The organism is Thalassovita autumnalis (genome assembly GCF_001458255.1).
GTDB lineage: Bacteria > Pseudomonadota > Alphaproteobacteria > Rhodobacterales > Rhodobacteraceae > Thalassobius > Thalassobius autumnalis.
Window position 1 is genome coordinate 224564 of record NZ_CYSB01000026.1, and the last position, 18806, is coordinate 243369.

General features: G+C 58.2%; 19 protein-coding genes and 1 tRNA gene. 9 read left to right on the plus strand and 11 right to left on the minus strand.

Features of this window, described 5'->3' with window-relative positions; all coding sequences use genetic code 11:
• Positions 1–495 (minus strand): LPS assembly lipoprotein LptE, encoded by a 495-nt coding sequence (lptE, locus tag TL5118_RS09130; protein ID WP_082626184.1) that lies wholly within the window; start codon positions 493–495, stop codon positions 1–3.
• The gene (gene leuS, locus TL5118_RS09135) at positions 482–3028 is read right to left on the minus strand and encodes a leucine--tRNA ligase (RefSeq protein WP_058242610.1); all 2547 of its coding nucleotides are present in this window, start codon (positions 3026–3028) and stop codon (positions 482–484) included. The genes lptE and leuS overlap by 14 nt, the downstream gene beginning before the upstream one ends.
• A 153-nt stretch (positions 3029–3181) precedes the next feature.
• Here leuS and TL5118_RS09140 point away from each other — a divergent pair, with 153 nt between their 5' ends.
• On the plus strand, positions 3182–4441 hold the full coding sequence (locus TL5118_RS09140; RefSeq protein ID WP_058242611.1) for a glycosyltransferase family 4 protein: 1260 nt from the start codon (positions 3182–3184) through the stop codon (positions 4439–4441).
• Between the two features lie 75 nt (positions 4442–4516).
• On the opposite strand, the gene TL5118_RS09145 is transcribed toward TL5118_RS09140, so the two are convergent.
• Positions 4517–4987: a DUF3576 domain-containing protein gene (locus tag TL5118_RS09145; protein ID WP_058242612.1), complete on the minus strand. Its 471-nt coding sequence runs from the start codon at positions 4985–4987 to the stop codon at positions 4517–4519.
• Positions 4988–5114: 127 nt separating this feature from the next.
• On the opposite strand from TL5118_RS09145, the gene TL5118_RS09150 reads away from it, so the two are divergent.
• Together TL5118_RS09150 and TL5118_RS09155 are read left to right on the plus strand one after the other, a co-directional pair.
• Positions 5115–6131, plus strand: a complete 1017-nt coding sequence (locus TL5118_RS09150) for a porin (RefSeq protein ID WP_131727429.1) — start codon at positions 5115–5117, stop codon at positions 6129–6131.
• A gap of 150 nt (positions 6132–6281) precedes the next feature.
• Complete coding sequence (locus tag TL5118_RS09155) at positions 6282–6935, plus strand: YggS family pyridoxal phosphate-dependent enzyme (RefSeq protein ID WP_058242614.1); 654 nt, start codon at positions 6282–6284, stop codon at positions 6933–6935.
• 42 nt (positions 6936–6977) lie between these two features.
• Here the strand turns inward: TL5118_RS09155 and TL5118_RS09160 are convergent, their stop codons facing one another.
• From TL5118_RS09160 to TL5118_RS09170, 3 genes are read right to left on the minus strand one after another with little or no spacing between them, the layout of a single operon-like run.
• Complete coding sequence (locus TL5118_RS09160; RefSeq protein WP_058242615.1) at positions 6978–8093, minus strand: CaiB/BaiF CoA transferase family protein; 1116 nt, start codon at positions 8091–8093, stop codon at positions 6978–6980.
• Entirely contained in the window at positions 8093–8746 is a 654-nt protein-coding gene (locus TL5118_RS09165; protein WP_058242616.1) for a DsbA family protein, read from the minus strand. Before TL5118_RS09165 ends, TL5118_RS09160 begins: the two co-directional genes overlap by 1 nt.
• 4 nt (positions 8747–8750) lie before the next feature.
• A complete protein-coding gene (locus tag TL5118_RS09170; protein WP_058242617.1) occupies positions 8751–9269 on the minus strand; it encodes a DUF721 domain-containing protein in 519 nt (172 codons plus the stop codon).
• A gap of 81 nt (positions 9270–9350) precedes the next feature.
• On the opposite strand from TL5118_RS09170, the gene mutY reads away from it, so the two are divergent.
• Positions 9351–10439 carry an A/G-specific adenine glycosylase gene (gene mutY, locus TL5118_RS09175; RefSeq protein WP_058242618.1) on the plus strand — a complete coding sequence of 363 codons (1089 nt, stop codon included), beginning with the start codon at positions 9351–9353 and terminating at the stop codon, positions 10437–10439.
• 26 nt (positions 10440–10465) lie between these two features.
• Entirely contained in the window at positions 10466–11626 is a 1161-nt protein-coding gene (locus TL5118_RS09180; protein ID WP_058242619.1) for an alkane 1-monooxygenase, read from the plus strand.
• A 223-nt stretch (positions 11627–11849) separates the two neighbouring features.
• Here the strand turns inward: TL5118_RS09180 and TL5118_RS09185 are convergent, their stop codons facing one another.
• The 3 genes from TL5118_RS09185 to TL5118_RS09195 form a co-directional block, all read right to left on the minus strand.
• Positions 11850–12956: a site-specific DNA-methyltransferase gene (locus tag TL5118_RS09185; RefSeq protein ID WP_058242620.1), complete on the minus strand. Its 1107-nt coding sequence runs from the start codon at positions 12954–12956 to the stop codon at positions 11850–11852.
• A 104-nt stretch (positions 12957–13060) separates the two neighbouring features.
• Positions 13061–13690, minus strand: a complete 630-nt coding sequence (gene rnhB / locus TL5118_RS09190) for a ribonuclease HII (RefSeq protein WP_058242621.1) — start codon at positions 13688–13690, stop codon at positions 13061–13063.
• A gap of 95 nt (positions 13691–13785) precedes the next feature.
• On the minus strand, positions 13786–14205 hold the full coding sequence (locus tag TL5118_RS09195) for a hypothetical protein (RefSeq protein WP_058242622.1): 420 nt from the start codon (positions 14203–14205) through the stop codon (positions 13786–13788).
• Positions 14206–14424: 219 nt separating this feature from the next.
• On the opposite strand from TL5118_RS09195, the gene TL5118_RS09200 reads away from it, so the two are divergent.
• Both TL5118_RS09200 and TL5118_RS09205 read left to right on the plus strand, forming a co-directional pair.
• Positions 14425–14718 carry a hypothetical protein gene (locus tag TL5118_RS09200; RefSeq protein WP_058242623.1) on the plus strand — a complete coding sequence of 98 codons (294 nt, stop codon included), beginning with the start codon at positions 14425–14427 and terminating at the stop codon, positions 14716–14718.
• Entirely contained in the window at positions 14690–15394 is a 705-nt protein-coding gene (locus TL5118_RS09205) for a winged helix-turn-helix domain-containing protein (protein ID WP_058242624.1), read from the plus strand. The genes TL5118_RS09200 and TL5118_RS09205 overlap by 29 nt, the downstream gene beginning before the upstream one ends.
• Before the next feature lie 6 nt (positions 15395–15400).
• On the opposite strand, the gene TL5118_RS09210 is transcribed toward TL5118_RS09205, so the two are convergent.
• Both TL5118_RS09210 and TL5118_RS09215 read right to left on the minus strand, forming a co-directional pair.
• Complete coding sequence (locus tag TL5118_RS09210; RefSeq protein ID WP_058242625.1) at positions 15401–15670, minus strand: hypothetical protein; 270 nt, start codon at positions 15668–15670, stop codon at positions 15401–15403.
• 69 nt (positions 15671–15739) lie between these two features.
• Entirely contained in the window at positions 15740–16765 is a 1026-nt protein-coding gene (locus TL5118_RS09215) for a LacI family DNA-binding transcriptional regulator (protein ID WP_058242626.1), read from the minus strand.
• Positions 16766–16858: 93 nt separating this feature from the next.
• Between TL5118_RS09215 and TL5118_RS09220 the strand changes: the two genes are divergently transcribed.
• Together TL5118_RS09220 and TL5118_RS09225 are read left to right on the plus strand one after the other, a co-directional pair.
• Positions 16859–16935 (plus strand) — tRNA-Arg (locus TL5118_RS09220).
• Positions 16936–17098: 163 nt separating this feature from the next.
• Positions 17099–18313: a tyrosine-type recombinase/integrase gene (locus TL5118_RS09225; protein WP_058242627.1), complete on the plus strand. Its 1215-nt coding sequence runs from the start codon at positions 17099–17101 to the stop codon at positions 18311–18313.
• Positions 18314–18806 lie beyond the last annotated feature (493 nt).

Here is an 18806-nt window from a genome sequence, read left to right on the forward strand (position 1 = left end):
TCAGAGGCCCAGATCGGCCGTGTTCAGCAGCAGCTGCGCCACGATCTGATCCGCCAGAATCACACTCAGGCGCGCCCGGGCATCACGTTCTGAGGAAATGGTGGCAGCGGTGGTGCCGGTGGTGGAATAGCCGGTGAACTGCCGCGCTGACCCGGTGAACAGCGTGGCCTCGGTATCAGCATCCTTCAGCTGATACTTCACCTCACCGATCAGATTGAACCGGGCGGTGGTGTTGCTTTCCAGAACCGCCATCCGCTGTTGGCTGACCTCCAGCTGATAATCCAGCAGGTAGCGCGCGGTCGTGGCGCGGCCCAGACGGCTTTCGAGTTGCTGAACCAGTAATTGTTCATCGCGGGTTGTCGGGTCAGTGGCAAAAACCGCCCCCTGCAACTGCGCCCCAGCGCCCCCCGGCGCATAGACCGGGGTGAAACCGCAGCCCGTCAGGGCTACGGCTGAGATCAAAGCAAGGAAGTTTCTGCGTTTAGACAACCACATTCACGATACGCCCCGGCACCACAATCAGCTTCTTCGGTTGGCCCCCATCGAGGGCTTTGACCACAGCTTCGTGTGCCAGCACGAGGTTTTCAACCTCTTCCTTGGGCATGTCTTTGGCCACGCTGATTTCCGCCCGGCGTTTGCCGTTGATCTGGATCGGCAAGGTGACGGTGTCATCCACCAGCATTTTTTCGTCCGCCACCGGCCATTCAGCGGAGGCGATCAGCCCTTCGCCCGCAAGAATCTGCCAGCATTCTTCGGACAGGTGCGGGGTCATCGGTGACATCAGCTGTGCCAGTACCTTGGCCGCCTGACGTTTCGCTGCTGCACCTGCCTTGGATTTCGACAGGGTGTTGGTGAAACCATAAAGCTTGGCGATGGAGGCGTTGAAGCCGAAGCTGTCCACGCCGCCGGTCACCTCATGGATGGCCTTGTGCATGGCGCGCAGCAGGGCTTCATCCTCCTTGCCGTTGTCCGCCGCGTCGGAGGCGGCGATTTCGCTGCAGATCCGGTAAACACGGCTCAGGTGCTTATGCGCGGCCTCAGCGCCCGAGGCGGTCCATTCCACATCACGTTCGGGCGGGCTGTCGGACAGCACAAACCAACGGGCGGTATCAGCACCGTATTGTTTGATGATCTCCACCGGGTCGACAACGTTGTTTTTCGACTTCGACATCTTGGCCGAGGGCACGATGGTCACCTCCGTGCCGTCTTTCAGGAAGCCTTTGCCGTCCCGCAGTTCCACCTCTTCGGGGTAGTGATAGACCGGACGGCCATCCGCACCTTCGGTTTTGTAGATCGCGTGGGTCACCATGCCTTGGGTGAACAGCGCGTTGAACGGCTCTTTCGACTTCTCCGGCAGGTGGCCGCAGATGTTCATCGCGCGGGCAAAGAAGCGCGAGTAGAGCAGGTGCAGAATCGCATGTTCAATGCCGCCGATATACTGGTCGACATTCATCCAGTAGTTGGCATCCACCAGATCGGTCGGGGTGTCGGCACGCGGCGCGGTGAAACGGGCGAAATACCACGAGCTGTCCACAAACGTGTCCATCGTATCGGTTTCGCGCTGAGCGGGCTTGCCGCACTTCGGGCAGGTGCAGTCACGCCATGTCGGGTGACGGTCCAGCGGGTTGCCTGGGATATCGAAGCTGACGTCTTCGGGCAGTTCGACCGGCAGGTTTTCTTTCTTCTCGGGCACCACGCCGCAGTCATCACAATGGACAACGGGAATCGGGCAGCCCCAGTAGCGCTGGCGGCTGAGGCCCCAGTCACGCAGGCGGAACTTGGTCACGCCATTGCCGATGCCTTTGCCTTCGCAATAGTCCACCGCGGCGTTGACCGCTTCTTCACCGGTTTGCAGTTCCTCACCAGCGAAGCCTTTGATGTAGCGCACCTTTTCGGCCTTGGTGGGCACATAGGCTTTCCCTGCTTCGGCCTCACCTTCAACCGGGGTAAAGACCGGAATGATCGGCAGGTCGTATTTGGTGGCAAATTCGTAGTCGCGTTCATCATGGCCCGGGCAGGCGAAGATCGCGCCGGTGCCGTAATCCATCAGAATGAAGTTGGCGATGTAGACCGGCAGTTCCCATGTCTCATCGAAGGGGTGCTTGCACTTCAGGCCGGTGTCAAAGCCCAGCTTGTCGGCCTTTTCGATGGCCTCAGCGGTGGTGCCGCCTTTGCGCGCCTCAGCGCAGAAGGCCGCCACGTCTTCACGCTCGGCCTCCAGCTGTTTGGCCAGCGGGTGATCGGGCGAGATGCCCACAAAGGACGCGCCCATCAGCGTGTCGGGGCGGGTGGTGTAAACCTCAATCGGGTCACCACCATCGGTGCGTTCAAAGCCAAACTGCAAACCACGCGATTTGCCGATCCAGTTTTCCTGCATCAGGCGCACCTTGGCGGGCCAATCTTCCAGATCGCCCAGCGAGTCGAGCAGTTCTTCGGAATAGTCGGAGATCTTGAAGAACCACTGGGTCAGCTCACGGCGTTCCACTTCGGCGCCCGAGCGCCAGCCCTTGCCGTCAATCACCTGTTCGTTGGCCAGAACGGTCATATCGACCGGATCCCAGTTCACCACAGCGTTCTTGCGGTAGACCAGACCTTTTTCGATGAAGTCGATGAACATCGATTGCTGCTGGCCGTAGTATTCCGGATCACAGGTGGCGAACATGCGCGACCAGTCCAGACCAAAGCCCAGCGGCTTCATCTGGTTCACCATTGTGTCGATGTTGTCATAGGTCCAGGTCTTCGGGTGCCCACCCGAGGCCATCGCGGCGTTTTCTGCCGGCATGCCAAAGGCGTCAAAGCCCATCGGGTGCAGCACGTTATGACCGGTGGCGATTTTATAGCGCGCGATCACGTCACCCATGGTGTAGTTGCGCACGTGGCCGATGTGGATGCGCCCCGACGGGTAGGGGAACATTTCTAGCACGTAGTATTTCGGCTTGTCGTCGCTGCGGACGGCCTTGAAGATTTCGGCCTTGTCCCAGGCCTCTTGCCACTTGCCTTCGATTTCGGCTGCGGAGTAGCGGGTCATGTCGGACGGACCTTTCCTGGCATGTTTAATCTCTTGTCGCAGGGGTGATAGGCGGCTGGCGCGCATTGGTCCAGTGCCTCTGCGCAAAAATGACCGGCTATGCGCTTGCCAAACACGCGCTATAAGAGAAGGAACAGTGATACAGGCAATTCCATGAAGATCCTCTTTATCCACCAGAATTTTCCTGGCCAGTACAAACATCTGGCCCCGGCCCTGGCGGCTGCGGGCCATCAATGTGTGGCGCTGACGCTTCGGGTGAAAGAACCGACCACATGGAATGGTGTGCGGGTGCTACCCTATCAGATCAAGCGGAAACAGGGGCAGGGGATCCACCCGTGGGTCACGGATTTCGACACCAAGGTGATCCGGGCTGAGGCCTGTTTTCACGCCGCCATGCATCTGCGCGACAGTGGGTTTACCCCCGATATCATCGTGGGCCATCACGGTTGGGGCGAAACCATGTTCCTGCGCGATGTCTGGCCCAAGGCGCGGATCGGCCTTTATTGTGAGCTGTATCATCTGGCCAATGAGGAACACCTTGGCTTTGATCCCGAGTTTCAGAGTGACAGCACCACCCTTGATGCGCTGCGTATCCGCCTGAAGAACCTCAACAATCTGGTGCATTTGCAGGTGGCCGATGCCGGCATCAGCCCAACGCAGTTTCAGGCCGGCACCTTCCCACCGGAATGGCGCCAGAAGATTGAGGTGATTCACGATGGGATCGACACCGACTTGGTCACTGCCAACCCAGAGGTGCGATTCGCCTTGCCCGATGGATCAGAGGTGACGCGGCGCGATGAGGTGATCACCTTTGTGAATCGCAATCTGGAACCTTATCGCGGCTACCACATCTTCATGCGGGCGCTGCCAAGGCTGTTGCGGGAACGTCCCAACGCCAAAGTGCTGATCGTCGGCGGTGATGACGTCAGCTATGGTGCGCGTCCGCCGAAAGGGCAGACCTGGAAGCAGATCTTCATCGATGAGGTGCGCGGCCAGATCCCAACACCCAACTGGCAGCGGGTGCATTTCCTGGGCAAGATCCCCTACGATCAGTTCATTAAGCTCCTGCAGGTCAGCCGGGTGCACCTCTATCTGACCTATCCCTTTGTGCTCAGCTGGTCGCTGTTTGAAGCGATGAGTGCGGAGGCGGCGATTGTCGCCAGCGACACCGGTCCCCTGAAAGAAGCGATTCGGGATGGTGAAAACGGTATGCTGGTTGATTTCTTTGATGGCGACGGCTTGGTGGAAAAATGCTGCGCTCTGCTGGAGGATGCCGAGATGCGGCGCAGCTTTGGTCAGGCGGCGCGTAAACATATCGTGCAGAATTACGACCTGCGCAGCCAATGCCTGCCGCGCCAAATGCAATGGGTCGATCATCTGGCAGGTCTGGAGCCGCAACCGATTCGGGACTGAGCGGGTTCGGTAAATATCTAACACAAAAGAAAAAGGCGCCCTGAGGCGCCTTTGAATTCCGATGGGCTTGCCGGCTTACAGGCGCCCGTCCTGAATGCGCAGCTGACGCGCGCGGGACAGAATCGCATCCTCAATTGCACGCTGGGTGCTGGCCGACACGGTACGCCCGTTCCTGTCTTGCAGTGCTACGACCAATGACCGTGCTTCAAGCGCTGGGTCCTTAACATAGACCGTCGCGCGATATGCGCGGTTGCCGCCGGGTGGGGTACCGTAACCCATGACGATTACCCCGGTGAACGGGTCTACCGATTCGACGGGCAGGAAGTTCAACACCTCCAAGGAGGCATTCCAGATAAAGCGGTTTACCGAAACCTTAACGTCCGGGTCCTGATCTCGGAAAATGTCCCAGATGGTCTCACGACGTTCTTCTTCGGTCTGTGCTTGGGCTTCAGGTGTCAGTGCTTCTGGCTGAACAAGGCCGCAAGCGCTGACCGCCAAAAGGGCGGCGCCAGCAAATACAAGTTTGAAACGGTTGATAAAGGTCATTCTTCGGCCCTGAATTCGGTTTCCCAACCGTCCTAGCGAAGGGATTCTTAAGGAGCAAGGCTTTAGTGTATATACTCTGTGTGCAGTCGCGTGATCGGCAGGCCATCGCCGCCCGCCGGGAACAGGTGTGGCAAAGCTGCACCATCCGGGATGCACAATCCATTCAATCGGTTCAGGCCGCTTGCAAACTGACCCCGAAAAGAGCGAGACAGACGCCATACCCAAGCGGATCACCCGTTTTGGGGCGCTTGATTGGAAATTCGAGGGAAAAACCATGAAAAAGATTCTCTTCGCTTCGACCGCGCTGGTAGCCACCGCCGGTGTTGCAGCAGCTGAAATCAGCTTCGGCGGTTCGGCCAACTTTGGTATCATGTACAATGGTTCGGAAACCATTGTTAAAAACGAAATCGACTTCGACATCAAAGGTTCGGGTGAAACCGATTCCGGCCTGAAGTTCGGCGCATCGCTGGACATCGATGGCGCACACAACGACTCGGCAACCACTCAGAGCACCGTTGCTGACCCTGAAGTTTACATCGAGATGGGCGGCCTGAAGCTGACCGTTGGTGACATCGGTGAAGCAAACGACGTTGGCGGCATCTCCGACGTTGGTTTCGACGGTCTGGGTGTTGACGATGTTGTTGACGGCCTGCGCGAAAACGGCAACGACGACGTTCGTGTAGACTACTCCTTCGGCGACATCGCCGTTGCAGCGTCCGTTGACTCGGCCAACGACGAGTGGGCCATCTCGGCTTCGGGTTCGTTTGGTGATTTCTCGGTATCCGCAGGTTACCGTGACAACGCCAACAACGGCGAAGGCAACCACGACGACATGAACATCACCGTAGGTTACTCGGCTGGCGCATTCGGCGTTAGCGCGACTTACGCTGAAGGTGGTGTTGACACTGACTCTCCTGCAAACGGCGCTCTGGACGTAACCCAGAAAGGTTATGGCCTGGACGTTTCCTACACCCAGGGTGACCTGACTGTTGTTGCAGCCTACGCTAAAAACGACACCACTGGCGCAGACGCCATGGGTATCGGTGCAACCTACTCGCTGGGTGGTGGCGCAGCCATCGCCGGTGGTATTGCTGAAGTTGGCGGCGAGACCGTTGCTGACCTGGGCATGACCTTCTCGTTCTAATTCAGAACGCTTAGGACTACCTAAGAGAGGGGCAGGCGTTTCGCCTGTCCCTTTTCTTTTGCGCAACCCCCGGCCGTTTCGGTGCGGGGTTTTCTTTTGTCCCGTCATGGTGTTTTGTCCGCAGCGAAACCCAATCTCTGGAGGCCCATCATGTCGCTTGCTGAAATCACCGCCCGCCTGCGCAAGGCAGAGGCTGACGCCGGTCGTGAAGAGGGCAGCACGCAGCTGATCGCGGTCAGCAAGGTGCAGCCGAACGAACGGGTTGAGGCGGTGCTGCAAGAGGGGCATCGGCTGTTTGGTGAAAACAAAGTGCAGGAGGCGGCCGGTAAATGGCCGGATTTCCGCGATCAGTTTGACGGCGTGAATGTCCATCTGATCGGCCCGTTGCAGACCAACAAAGCGCGCCAGGCGATGCAGCTGTTTGAGGCGATCCATTCTGTTGATCGGCCAAAGCTGGCCCATACGCTTGCCCGTTTGGCGCAGGAGCTGGGCCACTGCCCTGATCTGTTCATTCAGGTCAATACTGGCGAGGAAGAGCAGAAGGCGGGCATCCTGCCGGCGGAAGCAGACGCTTTCATCGCGGAATGTCGTGGGCTGGATCTGCCAGTGCAGGGGCTGATGTGTATCCCGCCGGTGGAGGAGGAGCCTGCGTTGCATTTCGCCCTGCTGGCCAAGATCGCTGCGCGTAACGACCTGACCGGCCTGTCGATGGGGATGAGCAGCGATTTTGAGAAGGCCGTCAGCTTTGGTGCCACCCATGTGCGGGTGGGATCGGCGATCTTTGGCGCGCGCGATTACGGCTAAACGCGTATAGGCGAAGCCCCTGTCTGGGGCTTCTGCCAGTGATTAGCGGTTGTTCTCACCCAGTTTGGGTGATGGTGCATCCAGTTTCAGCTCAGCGTCTGAAAAGGTGAAGGGCGCGCGCACACCGGGAACCCCGTCCAGTGTCACCTTCATACCGCGTGCCTGCACCTGCGGATCCTCAAACACCTCGGCCATGTCGTTGATCGGCCCGGCGGGAATGCCGCGCTCTTCACAGCCGGCCAGCAGCTCCGCCTTGGAGCGTTTGCGAGTTTCGCCCATCAACAGGTCGATCATCCGATCCCGATTGGCGACGCGGTCGGCGTTTTTCAGGAATTCTGGTGCGTCGGCCATCCAATCAAGACCCAGCAGAGCACACAGGCGCTGATACTGGGCGTCATTGCCGGTGGCGATGATGATATGGCCATCGGCGCAGTCAAACACCTGATAGGGCGTCAGGTTAGGGTGGTAGTTGCCGGTCCGGCCCGGCGGGGTGCCGGTGGTCAGATAGTTCATCGCCTGATTGGCGGTGACGGAGACCGCAACATCCATCAGGGCCATATCCACATGTTGACCTTTGCCGGTCTGGTGGCGCTGGTGCAGCGCGGCCAGGATGCCGCTGACAGCGTAGACCCCGGTGAAGATGTCAGTCACAGCCACACCAACGCGCTGCGGCTGGCCATCGGGATCGCCGGTGATGGACATCAGGCCGGACATGCCTTGGATGATATAGTCATAGCCGGCGCGGTGGGCATAGGGCCCGGTCTGGCCGAAACCGGTGATCGAACAGTAGATCAGACCGGGGTTCACCGTTTTCAGGCTGTCGTAGTCCAACCCGTATTTTGCCAGACCGCCAACTTTGAAGTTTTCGATCAGAATATCGGCGTCGCGGACCAGTTCGCGCACCTGTTCCTGCCCCTCAGGGGTGCGGAAATCCACGGTGATCGAGGCTTTGCCCCGGTTGCAGCTGTGGAAATAGGCGGCGGTGGTGTCGTCTTCGCGCTCAATGAAGGGCGGACCCCATTGGCGGGTGTCATCACCTGCGGGGCTTTCGACTTTGATGACCTCGGCGCCGAGGTCGGACAAGGTTTGACCGGCCCAAGGGCCGGCCAGAATGCGGGCGAGCTCTACTACTTTGAGCCCGGCAAGTGGTGCAGTCATTACATTCCCAGTTTTTCGTCAAGGATCGCTTTGAGATCCGTATAACTCATGTTGGAATGCTTCTCACCATCAATAAACAGGGTCGGGGTGCCGGAAACATCATCAGCTTCGATGTTGCCCTGGAACCAGGTGTAGAGCGCCTGTGCGTTTTCAGCGTCCGACATGCAGGCATCCAGTTCCGCCTTGTCGAGGCCGGCGACCAGGCCGATTTTGCGCAGGTTCTGGTCGATCTCGGTCAGGTTGCCGCCACCGATCCAGTTTTTCTGATCCGCATAAAGCATATCGGCAATGCCGAAGAACTTGCTGGGTTCACAGCGCGCCATCATCGCAGCCCAGAGGCCGGGACGGTCAAAGTAGACATCACGGTAGATGAATTTCACTTTGCCGGTATCCACGTATTCGGCCTTTACCTTGCCCAGTACGTTGTTGTGGAAGGTGGCGCAATGCGGGCAGGTGAAGGAAGCATATTCCATCAGGGTGACCGGCGCATCGTCCGACCCCATGGTCATTTCCAGAATGCCAGAGGTGTCAGCCCCCTGTGCATTGGCCATGCTGACCAGGCTGGGCAGTTTGTCCTGCCCGGGGAACAGCGACAGCGCGCCTGCGGAAACGGCGGCGGCCCCCATCAGGCCCAATGCATATCTGCGGTTCATCTGCTTACCTCTCTTGCGTGTTCATCTTGGTTAATACGTTTTGCGACAACCGTTCCAGCGCCTGCCGGAGGGAGTCATCGCCCACCCCGGCGGCAAGGCTGCTGGCCTCAGCGCGGATCTCAGGGGTGGGTTGCGGTTTGGGTTTTGCCTTTTGGCCGTAGGTGAAATCCGCCTGCCCCTCGGCAAAGCCGATCGGGGCGGTCTGGGTCACTCGGATTCGGGCGATGGCATTGTAGCCATAAACGCCGTTCACCTTCTGGCGCAGTTGTTCTTTCTGCATTTCTACCATCGGCGCCATTGCCCCGGTGGTCAGCACGGTGAGGGTGGCGCCAAAGCCCTGGCGGCCATATTTCACATCCACCGGACGGGCCATTGCGGCCATGTCTTCGCCAACGATTTCAGGCCAGTGGGTCAGCAGCCGGGTCACGGCAAAACCACGCGATTCCCCCGCCTTGCGAATCTGCTGTTGCAACAGCGATCCGGTGCGGGCAAAGCCTTTGGTGGTTGGGCGCCGTTTGGGCATGGTTTCCTTCCTCACTCTTGGCCCTATACTAAAGGCGCTGTAGGCAGACGCCAGCGAATAGAGAAGATCGGGAAATAAACATTGCGTGACGGGAATTTGAAACAGGTCGGCCCTGCCGAGATCGCATCGGATCTGCTGGTTTGGTATGATGTACATGCCCGCGCGATGCCCTGGCGCGTGCCGCCGGCGGATAAGCTCTCAGGCGTGCGGCCGGATCCCTATCGTGTCTGGCTGTCTGAGGTGATGCTGCAGCAGACAACTGTTGCGGCGGTTAAGGATTATTTCCATCGCTTTACCACCCGTTGGCCCACCGTGGCCGATCTGGCTGCGGCTGAGGATGGCGATGTGATGGGGGAATGGGCTGGCCTTGGCTATTACGCCCGTGCCCGCAACCTGCTGAAATGTGCCCGCGTGGTGGTGGCAGATCATGGCGGGGTGTTTCCGGACACTTTGGCGGGGCTGCTGAAACTGCCCGGGGTTGGCCCCTATACGGCGGCGGCCATTGCCTCGATCGCCTATGACCTGCCTGAGGTGGTGGTGGATGGCAATGTTGAACGGGTGATGGCGCGGTTGCACAATCTGCATGACCCGTTGCCAGGATCCAAGCCGCAACTGACCGAATTGGCCGCGGGGCTGACCCCTGCGCAGCGGCCCGGTGACTATGCGCAGGCAGTGATGGATCTGGGGGCAACGATTTGCACCCCGCGTAACCCCGCCTGCGGCATCTGCCCGCTGCGCAGCCCCTGTGTGGCGCGGGTTCAGGGCACGGCGTTGGAGCTGCCAAAGAAAACCCCGAAGAAACCCAAACCCACCCGGCTGGGCATCGCCTATGTTGGCCGGCGCGCGGATGGCGCCTATCTGCTGGAACGGCGTCCTGATAAGGGGCTGCTGGGCGGGATGCTGGGATGGCCCGGTGGCCCCTGGTCAGAGGGGGGCGCGGCCGAGGCACCGCCAATCGCAGCTGACTGGCGGCTTTTGGGGGCTGAGGCGCGCCATACCTTCACCCATTTTCACCTGATCCTGCAGGTGCGCATCGCGGATCTGCCACAGGGCGCCAATCCCGAGGTGGGGCAATTCATCGAGCCTGAGACATTTCGCCCGTCAGATTTGCCCACTGTGATGCGAAAGGCATTTGACCTTGCGCGTGGCGGGTTCGACAATACGCCCTGAACGCGCATATCGAATGGACCAAGCCAATGGTTGATCACACTGGCCCTGAGACTGCTTCACCACAAAAACGCCTGAGCCTCATCGGGGCGCTGCCGTTCTGGCTGTCGCTGACCCTGATCCCGGTTGCGCTGGTCAGCGCTGGCTTTGGCGGTTGGTTCACGCTGCTGCTGCCGCTTTGGGCGTGGTGGCTGTTCACGCTGCTGGATGTGTTCACCGGTCTCAATCTGGACAATGCCGATCTGGATACGCCGGATGATGCGCTGTTCTGGTATCGGATGATCACCTGGATCTGGTTCCCGATACAGGCGGCGGTGATCTACGGCATGATTGCCTATGCCACCCGCGCTGATCATCTGGATCTGTTGGAAAAGCTGGTGCTGTTCTTTGGGGTTGGGGTCATCTCCGGCACCGTGGGGATCAACTACAGCCATGAGCTGATGCACCAGAAAAACAAATGGGAGCGCTGGCTGGGCGACCTGCTGTTGTCGACAGTCCTCTATTCGCATTTCCGCTCTGAACATCTGCTGGTGCACCACCGTCATGTCGGCACCCCGGCGGATGCAGTCACCGCACGATACAATGAAGGGTTCCACCGATTCTTTGTCCGGGTCTTGCCGGAATGCCTGGCCTCTGCCTGGGGGGCGGAAAAGGCACTGCTGGCGCGGCGGGACCTCTCGGTCTGGTCGCGGCGCAACCCGTTCTGGCGTTATGCGGTGCTGCAGGCGCTGGCCCTGTCCCTGGCGCTGGCCATTGGCGGCATCGAAGGATTGGCGCTGTTCCTGGTGCAGGCGTTCAGCGCGGTCTGGCAGTTGGAGCTGACCAATTACGTGGAGCATTACGGGCTGACCCGCAAACATCTGGGCGACGGCAAATATGAACACGTCAAACCCCGTCACAGCTGGAATGCGGCCCATAAGGCGACCAACTGGCTGCTGATCAACCTGCAGCGCCACAGCGATCATCACTATAAACCCGACCGCCGGTTCCCGTTGCTGCAGAACTATGACGCTGAGGAAGCGCCACAGTTCCCTTATGGCTATCCGGTGATGACCCTGATGGCGATGATCCCGCCCCTGTGGCGGCGGCGCATGAACCCCCGCGTGCGCGCCTGGCGCCGGCAATTCTACCCCGAGATCGAGGATTGGACCGCCTATAAGCTGGGCACCAACCCAATGCCGCGCCGCTGAGCCTGACGCGCGGAGGCCTCCGGCGGGAGTATTTTCGGAACGATGAAAGGGGCGGGTGTACCGTCTGAACGAAAAAAGGCCCCGCCATCGAGGCGGGGCAGTTTGGTGCCGGCTGTCAGGCTACAGGCACCGGCGGTAACTTTAGTATTCTGGGATACCGCGAGGGTCGAAAATGTGATCACCGGGTTGCCGATCGCCGGCAACCCAATTGGCCTGTTGGGCCTTAGTTGTTCATTTCCGAGCGGATTTGTTGGCGCAGGATGTCGATCGGCACCTCTTTGCCGTCGCGCTTGATGCACCAGTAGGTCCAGCCGTTGCAGCTGGGCGCGCCTTCCAGCGCGGCGCCGACCTGATGGATCGAGCCTTTGACCTCACCGCCGACGATGGTGCCATCGGCACGCACCTTGGCCTTGTGGCGTTTGTTCAGCGAGTAAAGCTCATCCCCCGGGCGCAGGAAGCCGCGTTCAACCAACTGGCCGAAGGGCACACGCGGCTGGGCGCGTTTGCTGGTGGAGACCTGCAGGGCCTCTTTGTCGAAGCGGCGCACGGCGGCCAGACGTTTGCGGGCCACTTTGCGGTAGGCCTCTTCGCGTTCGATGCCGATGTAATCCCGGCCCAGCATCTTGGCGACAGCGCCGGTGGTGCCGGTGCCAAAGAACGGATCAAGGATCACATCACCGGGGTTGGTGGTGCCGAGGATCACGCGGTGCAGCAGGCTTTCGGGTTTTTGGGTCGGATGGGCTTTTTCGCCGTTCTCATCCTTCAGACGTTCGCCGCCGTTACAGATCGGCAGCACCCAGTCCGAGCGCATCTGGATGCCTTCGTTCAGGGCTTTCAGTGCTTCGTAGTTGAAAGTGTATTTGGCGCCCTCGGCCTTGGAGGCCCAGATCAGCGTTTCATGTGCGTTGGTCAGGCGTTTGCCGCGGAAGTTCGGCATCGGGTTCGATTTGCGCCAAACCACATCGTTGAGGATCCAGAAGCCCTGGTTCTGCAACTCAGCGCCCATGCGGAAGACGTTGTGATAGGAGCCAATGACCCAGATCGCGCCATTTGGTTTCAGGATGCGGCGGGCGGCGGCCAGCCAATCCTTGGTAAACTTGTCATACGCAGCAAAGGAGGAGAACTGATCCCAGTGATCGTCCACCGCATCGACCTTGGAGTTGTCGGGCCGGTGCAGGTCACCTTTGAGCTGCAGGTTATAGGGGGGATCTGCGAAGATCAGATCAACAGACGCCTCAGGCAGACTGTTCATCATTTCGATACAGTCACCTTCAAGAATCGTGTTTAGAGGGAGCGCATCTGCGCCCTTCTTTTTGTGTGTGCTCGTCATTTTCTGCCTCAATACCCGGCGCATTTTTGCGCTCTTGGTTGGCCCTAAAAATGAGTCATCTGCGAGTCGGGGTCAATTTCTTTTTTGTATCAGCGCGTTACATTTCACTCTTGATACAAGATATTGTGCACCGGTTTGAAGGATCGCCTATGGTGTGGTGTGATCCCCAATTGGGTCAATGCAGCCTTATGTGTCGCGGTTGGATAACCTGCGTTTGTTTCCCATCCGTAACCCGGAAATTCGGCCCCCAACTGTTGCATGATCTCATCACGTGCGATTTTTGCCGCGATGGAGGCGGCGGCGATTGACACCGAACGGGCATCGCCCTTGACCACGGTTTCGGCAGGAATGTTGAGGCCACGCGGCACCATGTTGCCGTCAATCAGGGCGAAATCGGCGGGGTGTTTCAGCCCCTGCACCGCGCGCAGCATGGCAATGTGGCTGGCGCGCAAGATGTTGTGTTCATCAATTTCGGCAACGCTGGCATGGGCGACGCAGACATCGGCATGTTGCAGCACCTCCTCCAGCAGGGCGGCGCGGCGTTTGGCGCTCAGCTGCTTTGAATCGTTCAGGCCATCGGGAATGCGGGTCGGGTCCAGCACCACGGCGGCGGCGGTGACCGGGCCCGCCAGCGGGCCACGGCCAACCTCATCAACGCCAGCGACGCGCAGGTAACCCTGCGCGTGCGCCTGCTGCTCAAAGGAAAAGTCCGGGATCAGTTTTGTTTTGCTCATCTGTTCTGTGAACCCGGATTCTTGCCCCAGTTCAAGGGACCTCTGTGAGGGGACCGCAGGGAAGGCACTTGCGCGGTCCCCTCTGTTACGCCCGATCAGTTGCGGGCGATGGTGTAGCCGCGATCACGCAGGCAGCGGGCCAGGTAGGCTTTCTTGCGGCCATTCTGGGTCCAGATCGGCAGGCGGCAGGCGTTGGGCAGGCGGTCGGCACGCTGGTAATGGCGGTTGAGGCATTTGGCGCGCAGCACCTTGGTGTTGCTTCCCAGCGCGGTGGTGGCGCGGGTCACGCAGCGGCGCGGCAGAACCTTGCGCGGTTTTGGGCGTGGGGTGTGAACGACATCGCGGTCGCGGCGGTCGTTGTTGTCAGACAGCGCCTTGCCCAGGATCACCAGCGCGGTGGCGCCGAACAGAAACTTGGCGATATCTTCGTCGCTGGCAGCGCGGGCGGGGGCGGCGCTGATGGAGGTGATGGTCAGGGCGGCGGCCAGAACGGCGGCAATGAACTTACGGGACATGATGGGGTTCCTAACTGTGATTACGCGTTGATTTCAGGTGCCCTGATGCGCTGTGGCGGCTCATGTGTCGCGCCGTTGGCTGCACCGTTTCGGGCTGTGAATTCAACTTGGGCCACCCCCCTTGAGACAGGCAATAACCCCCCCCCTGTTATCGAATATCGCCGGGCGGAAACCCCTTTGGTTATTGAATAACACCCCCTTTCGGTGCATGTTGGCGGTATGAAACACCCCCTTGCCATAACCCTCTCTCTGACGCTTCTGGCGGTCGCCGCACCGCAGGGCGCCAGCGCCGCCTGTTACGCCGATTACAAGGCCAAGCAGGACAATCCCCTGAAGCTGCATTACGGCGTTGCCGAACTGACCGGTGCCTGCGCGAAGAAAGAAGCCAAGGCCGAGCTGACACCGCGTCTGGCGCGTGATGGCTGGACGCTGCTGAATGTTCTGTCGGTGTTTGGAGATGACGGTTTGCAAGAAAGGAAAGAGAGTGCCGGAACCTACTTCCTCCGCTTCTGACGCCCGCCGATCCGGCACCCGGATCGTATCCTTCGGCATTGCTGCCATTGTCTGTCTGCTGCTTCTGGCGGCAGTTTTTCTGTTTCTGACCCTGCCGGATGCAAATGCCTTCAACATGCGGGTTGAACGGATCTTTGTTGAAAATGACGGTCTGACCAATGCCGCTGACATCAAGCTGCTGGAGATCCTGGCGCAGTCAGGCACGGCCTTTGCCGATACGCTGACCAGTTACCGGATGGTGATCTTTGTCCTGCTGGTCTTTGCCTCCGCGATGCTGATTGCCGCTTTGGTCTTTCTGGTGATGCTGGTGATGATGAACCGCCGTATGGCGCAGATCGAACATGCGGGGATTCAAGTGTCCTCGCTGTTGATCAGCCGGGATGAAAACACGGTCTACCTGAACAACATGGGCTTCAAACTGACCGCGGCAGCGATGGAAACGCTTTCGGTTCTGGCCGAGGCACGGATGGACGAAGATCTGCTGTCAGGCGCTGAGATTGAAGCGATGGTGTCTGGCAAGGATTCCTCGGACTGCGAAGAAGCCGCCGGCGCCACCCGGATCAAGCGCCTGCGTGACACGCTGGGCAATCAGATGGTCAGTGAGCTGCTGGTGAAAAATATTGCCCGCAAAGGCTATATGCTGGCGGTGGATAAGGATGTGATCCGTATGGTCTGAGCGGGCTTAGTCGCCACCACCACCGCCGCCGCTGTCACCACCATCAAATCCACCATCGCTGCTGCTGTCGTTGACCCAGGCGCCCCCCGGTTCACCCGGGTGGATGTCTGAGCGCATTTCGCTGCCGTCCAGTTCTGTCCAGATCCAGACGCCGCTGGCATCCTGGTACAGGCTTTTGCGGCGGCGGCGGTGGCGTGGGGTTTCCCAGAAGTTCGCAGCGATAAAGCCGATGGCACAAACAATCAGGATTGCGACGGTGCTGAATTCAACGTGCATAAATCCACCTTCTTAAATCGTGATGAAATACCGTTACGAAAAAGGGGCCCGCAGGCCCCTCAAACTGTGTCACTTGCCGCGCAGCGTGTCGCCGAAACTCAAGGTCGGCGTCAGCTCCACGTGATCTTCGATCTCGGCGTCAGGGTTGGCGGTGCGTTCCACGATGATTTCGGCCGCTTTTGCCCCGATCTCGGCCCGGCAGGCATCCATTGTTGCCAGCTGTTTCGGCAAGCCCTGCAGCAGCTCAACACCATTGAACCCGGCCAGACCGATCTGGCCCGGGACATCCACACCCTGTTCCATAAGGTAGAGCAGACCACCCGCGCCGATCATGTCGTTGGAGTAGTAGAGGAAATCCAGATCCGGGGTGCGTTCCAGCATGGCAGCGGTCATTTCGCGGCCTTTGCCCAGGGCTGATCCGCCCGAATAGAACTCCTGATCGGCAACCTCAACGCCACCTTTGGCCAGCGCCTGTGTCATGCCTTCGAACCTTTTGCGGGCGCGGTGGTCCAGCGGCATCTTGGTGCCCATGAAACCAATGCGTTTGTAGCCTGCTTCCAGAATGGCCTCACCAATGTGCTGCCCGGCGCGGCGGTGGGAAATGCCGACCATGGCGTCGATCGGATCCCCGTCCACATCCATGATCTCAACCACAGGAATGCCCGCAGCCCGCAGCATTGCGCGCGAGGCTTCGGAATGCTCAAGCCCGGCGATGATAACCCCTGAAGGACGCCATGACAGCATCTCATAGAGGACTTTCTCTTCTTTCTCAGGCATGTAGTCGGTGATGCCCACAACAGGTTGCAGATCGGTATCTTCCAGAACCCGGCTGATCCCGGTCATCACCTCAGGAAACACCATATTGGACATCGAAGGGATGATCACACCGACCAGATTCACACGTTGGCTGGCAAGGGCACCGGCGATCTTATTGGGGACATAGCCCAGCTGTTTGGCGGCCTGCAGCACCTTTTCACGGGTGGCTTGGCTGACGTCGCTGCGGTTGCGCAACACCCGGCTGACGGTCATTTCCGAAACGCCTGATGCTTCCGAGACATCACGCAGGGTGAGGGGGCGGTTATCGTTCCGGCTCAATCGCACCATCCTGAATAAACAAGGTTTCTTCATTGTTAGCGCGAACCCACGGGCTTGTTCAAGCCACCGTCACCAGCTAAGACGTCCGGGCGTGACTCCGTGGCTCAACTGGATAGAGCAGCCCCCTCCTAAGGGGCAGGTTACAGGTTCAAGTCCTGTCGGGGTCACCAATTTTATCATTATATATCAATAATTTATATCTTTTTGGCTTTCTGTATTTTGACCCAAAGTAGTCAAAATAACCATAGTCAAAACATATACAAAAATCAGTGTAAAATCGACCATCTTTTTGATATCATGTCACAAATTCAGTGTGTGATGTGAGGTGTAGAAATGGCTATCGATCGGGACTATGAGGACCTCAGGGGTGATGGTCGGATCGTCTTGTTTCTGCGGGAAGGCAAGAAGCCGAAGTATCACGTCCGACTCAAAGTCCCCAATGCTTCAGGCTACAAGTTTGTCTCGACCAAGACTTCAGATCGGAATGAAGCCGTCAGATTGGCGATGAACTTCTACGATGAGCTGTATCACCACATCAAAGTTGGTGGCTCGATCAAATCCAACACTTTCGCTGATGTGTTTAAGGAGTGGAAAAACTCTCGCCGAAACGCTTATCAAAAAATTGAGACCAAGGATCGCTCTGTCGAGTATGTTGCGACCTATGCTCTCGATTACTTTGGCAAGGCGAGAATCGATCAGCTTACAGCCAAGGACTTCCACGCCTATTGGGATTGGCGAAAGCTCAACTTCAAACGCAAAAAGCCGACTGACGACACGTTGAACCGTGAGCGGAATGCTATTCAAAGCTTGATGAAGTTTGCTTTACAGCGAGGTCACGTCACCAAGCCCTTCAAGATCCCCAAACTTGAGACGAAAGGAATCAATCGACGTCCTACCTTTACACTTGCCGAATGGAAGAAGATCACGACTGGGATGAGAGCTTGGGTCGAGGAAGGTCGTTCCAACGGACATTGGCGAGAGCGGTTCGTGCTTCAGCAGTATGTGCTGCTCTTGAGTAACAGCGGTATACGCATTGGTGAGATGAGGACTGTCACATGGGATGATGTCTCAACAATTGAGGTTGAGGCTGGGCGCCTCGTGATCATCAAGGTGAATGGCAAGACTGGCTTAAGAGAAGTTGTCTGCAATCCAGGATGTGAGGTCTTCCTCAGGCGTATGTATGACCTACGCCGCTCTGACCTCGATGGCGGTGATCCACCCCTTAACGAGCCGGTATTCATCAATCACATCTCAGGAAAACCGATTGGGTCGTTCAAGGTCGGCTTCAACTCAATGCTCAAGTACTGCGAAGTGCCGATCACTAAAGATGGGATGAACAGGACGCCTTACTCTCTGCGGCATTTTTATGGGACGCAGCGGCTTCGTGGAAACATCAACCCATATATCTTGGCAAAGAACATGGGCACGTCAGTCGAGATGATCGAGAAGTTCTACGGTCATATCCTTACACCCGACATTGTCTCATCGATCAAGAAGACGACAAACCAGTCTGCTAAAGATGCAGTCGACAAGTCGTATCCATTTTGATGACCGGGATAGCGAAGTTTGAACTCATATAAATAAACATGTCCCGTGAGGGCATTACATACATTGAGGACGTCAAACCTGTTGAACAACCGAGCGACTTGAGTGGAGCCGGGTGTGGATAATCTCAGTTAGGACCCAGTTTATTATTATGATGCAGCAAAGACGGATTGGCTCATTAAAAATTACCGTCACGATGAAGGCTCTGCCACACTGCAACCTTCGATGACCGATCAAAGTCGTTCCGTTGGCTGATCGGTTGTGCCGCTGGTTTGAAGCGGAGCGTAAAAGGAGACCGGCTAACCGCCCTTACCCAGAGAATGATGGGTTGCTCTGACGGAATGTGGACATAGGCGAAGACACAAGCCCTTGGACATGCCTCACCTCTCGGAAGGTGAAGTGTGTCCAAAACAAATCCACAATATTTGATAATAAAAACTCTAGGGTCAGGACCCATTGATTTCCGCGTAGGGGCGTGATTCACAGTTCGAAAAAC

What these genes read in the sequence shown, in the direction of transcription:
- TL5118_RS09140 (WP_058242611.1), top strand. Translation starts at nt 3,182, where the DNA reads ATGAAGATCCTCTTTATCCACCAGAATTTTCCTGGCCAGTACAAACAT.
- TL5118_RS09180 (WP_058242619.1), top strand. Translation starts at nt 10,466, where the DNA reads ATGGTTGATCACACTGGCCCTGAGACTGCTTCACCACAAAAACGCCTG.
- lptE (WP_082626184.1), bottom strand. Translation starts at nt 495, where the DNA reads ATGTGGTTGTCTAAACGCAGAAACTTCCTTGCTTTGATCTCAGCCGTA.
- TL5118_RS09210 (WP_058242625.1), bottom strand. Translation starts at nt 15,670, where the DNA reads ATGCACGTTGAATTCAGCACCGTCGCAATCCTGATTGTTTGTGCCATC.
- leuS (WP_058242610.1), bottom strand. Translation starts at nt 3,028, where the DNA reads ATGACCCGCTACTCCGCAGCCGAAATCGAAGGCAAGTGGCAAGAGGCC.
- TL5118_RS09195 (WP_058242622.1), bottom strand. Translation starts at nt 14,205, where the DNA reads ATGTCCCGTAAGTTCATTGCCGCCGTTCTGGCCGCCGCCCTGACCATC.
- TL5118_RS09160 (WP_058242615.1), bottom strand. Translation starts at nt 8,093, where the DNA reads ATGACTGCACCACTTGCCGGGCTCAAAGTAGTAGAGCTCGCCCGCATT.
- TL5118_RS09170 (WP_058242617.1), bottom strand. Translation starts at nt 9,269, where the DNA reads ATGCCCAAACGGCGCCCAACCACCAAAGGCTTTGCCCGCACCGGATCG.
- TL5118_RS09165 (WP_058242616.1), bottom strand. Translation starts at nt 8,746, where the DNA reads ATGAACCGCAGATATGCATTGGGCCTGATGGGGGCCGCCGCCGTTTCC.
- TL5118_RS09225 (WP_058242627.1), top strand. Translation starts at nt 17,099, where the DNA reads ATGGCTATCGATCGGGACTATGAGGACCTCAGGGGTGATGGTCGGATC.
- TL5118_RS09145 (WP_058242612.1), bottom strand. Translation starts at nt 4,987, where the DNA reads ATGACCTTTATCAACCGTTTCAAACTTGTATTTGCTGGCGCCGCCCTT.
- TL5118_RS09185 (WP_058242620.1), bottom strand. Translation starts at nt 12,956, where the DNA reads ATGACGAGCACACACAAAAAGAAGGGCGCAGATGCGCTCCCTCTAAAC.
- TL5118_RS09155 (WP_058242614.1), top strand. Translation starts at nt 6,282, where the DNA reads ATGTCGCTTGCTGAAATCACCGCCCGCCTGCGCAAGGCAGAGGCTGAC.
- rnhB (WP_058242621.1), bottom strand. Translation starts at nt 13,690, where the DNA reads ATGAGCAAAACAAAACTGATCCCGGACTTTTCCTTTGAGCAGCAGGCG.
- TL5118_RS09200 (WP_058242623.1), top strand. Translation starts at nt 14,425, where the DNA reads ATGAAACACCCCCTTGCCATAACCCTCTCTCTGACGCTTCTGGCGGTC.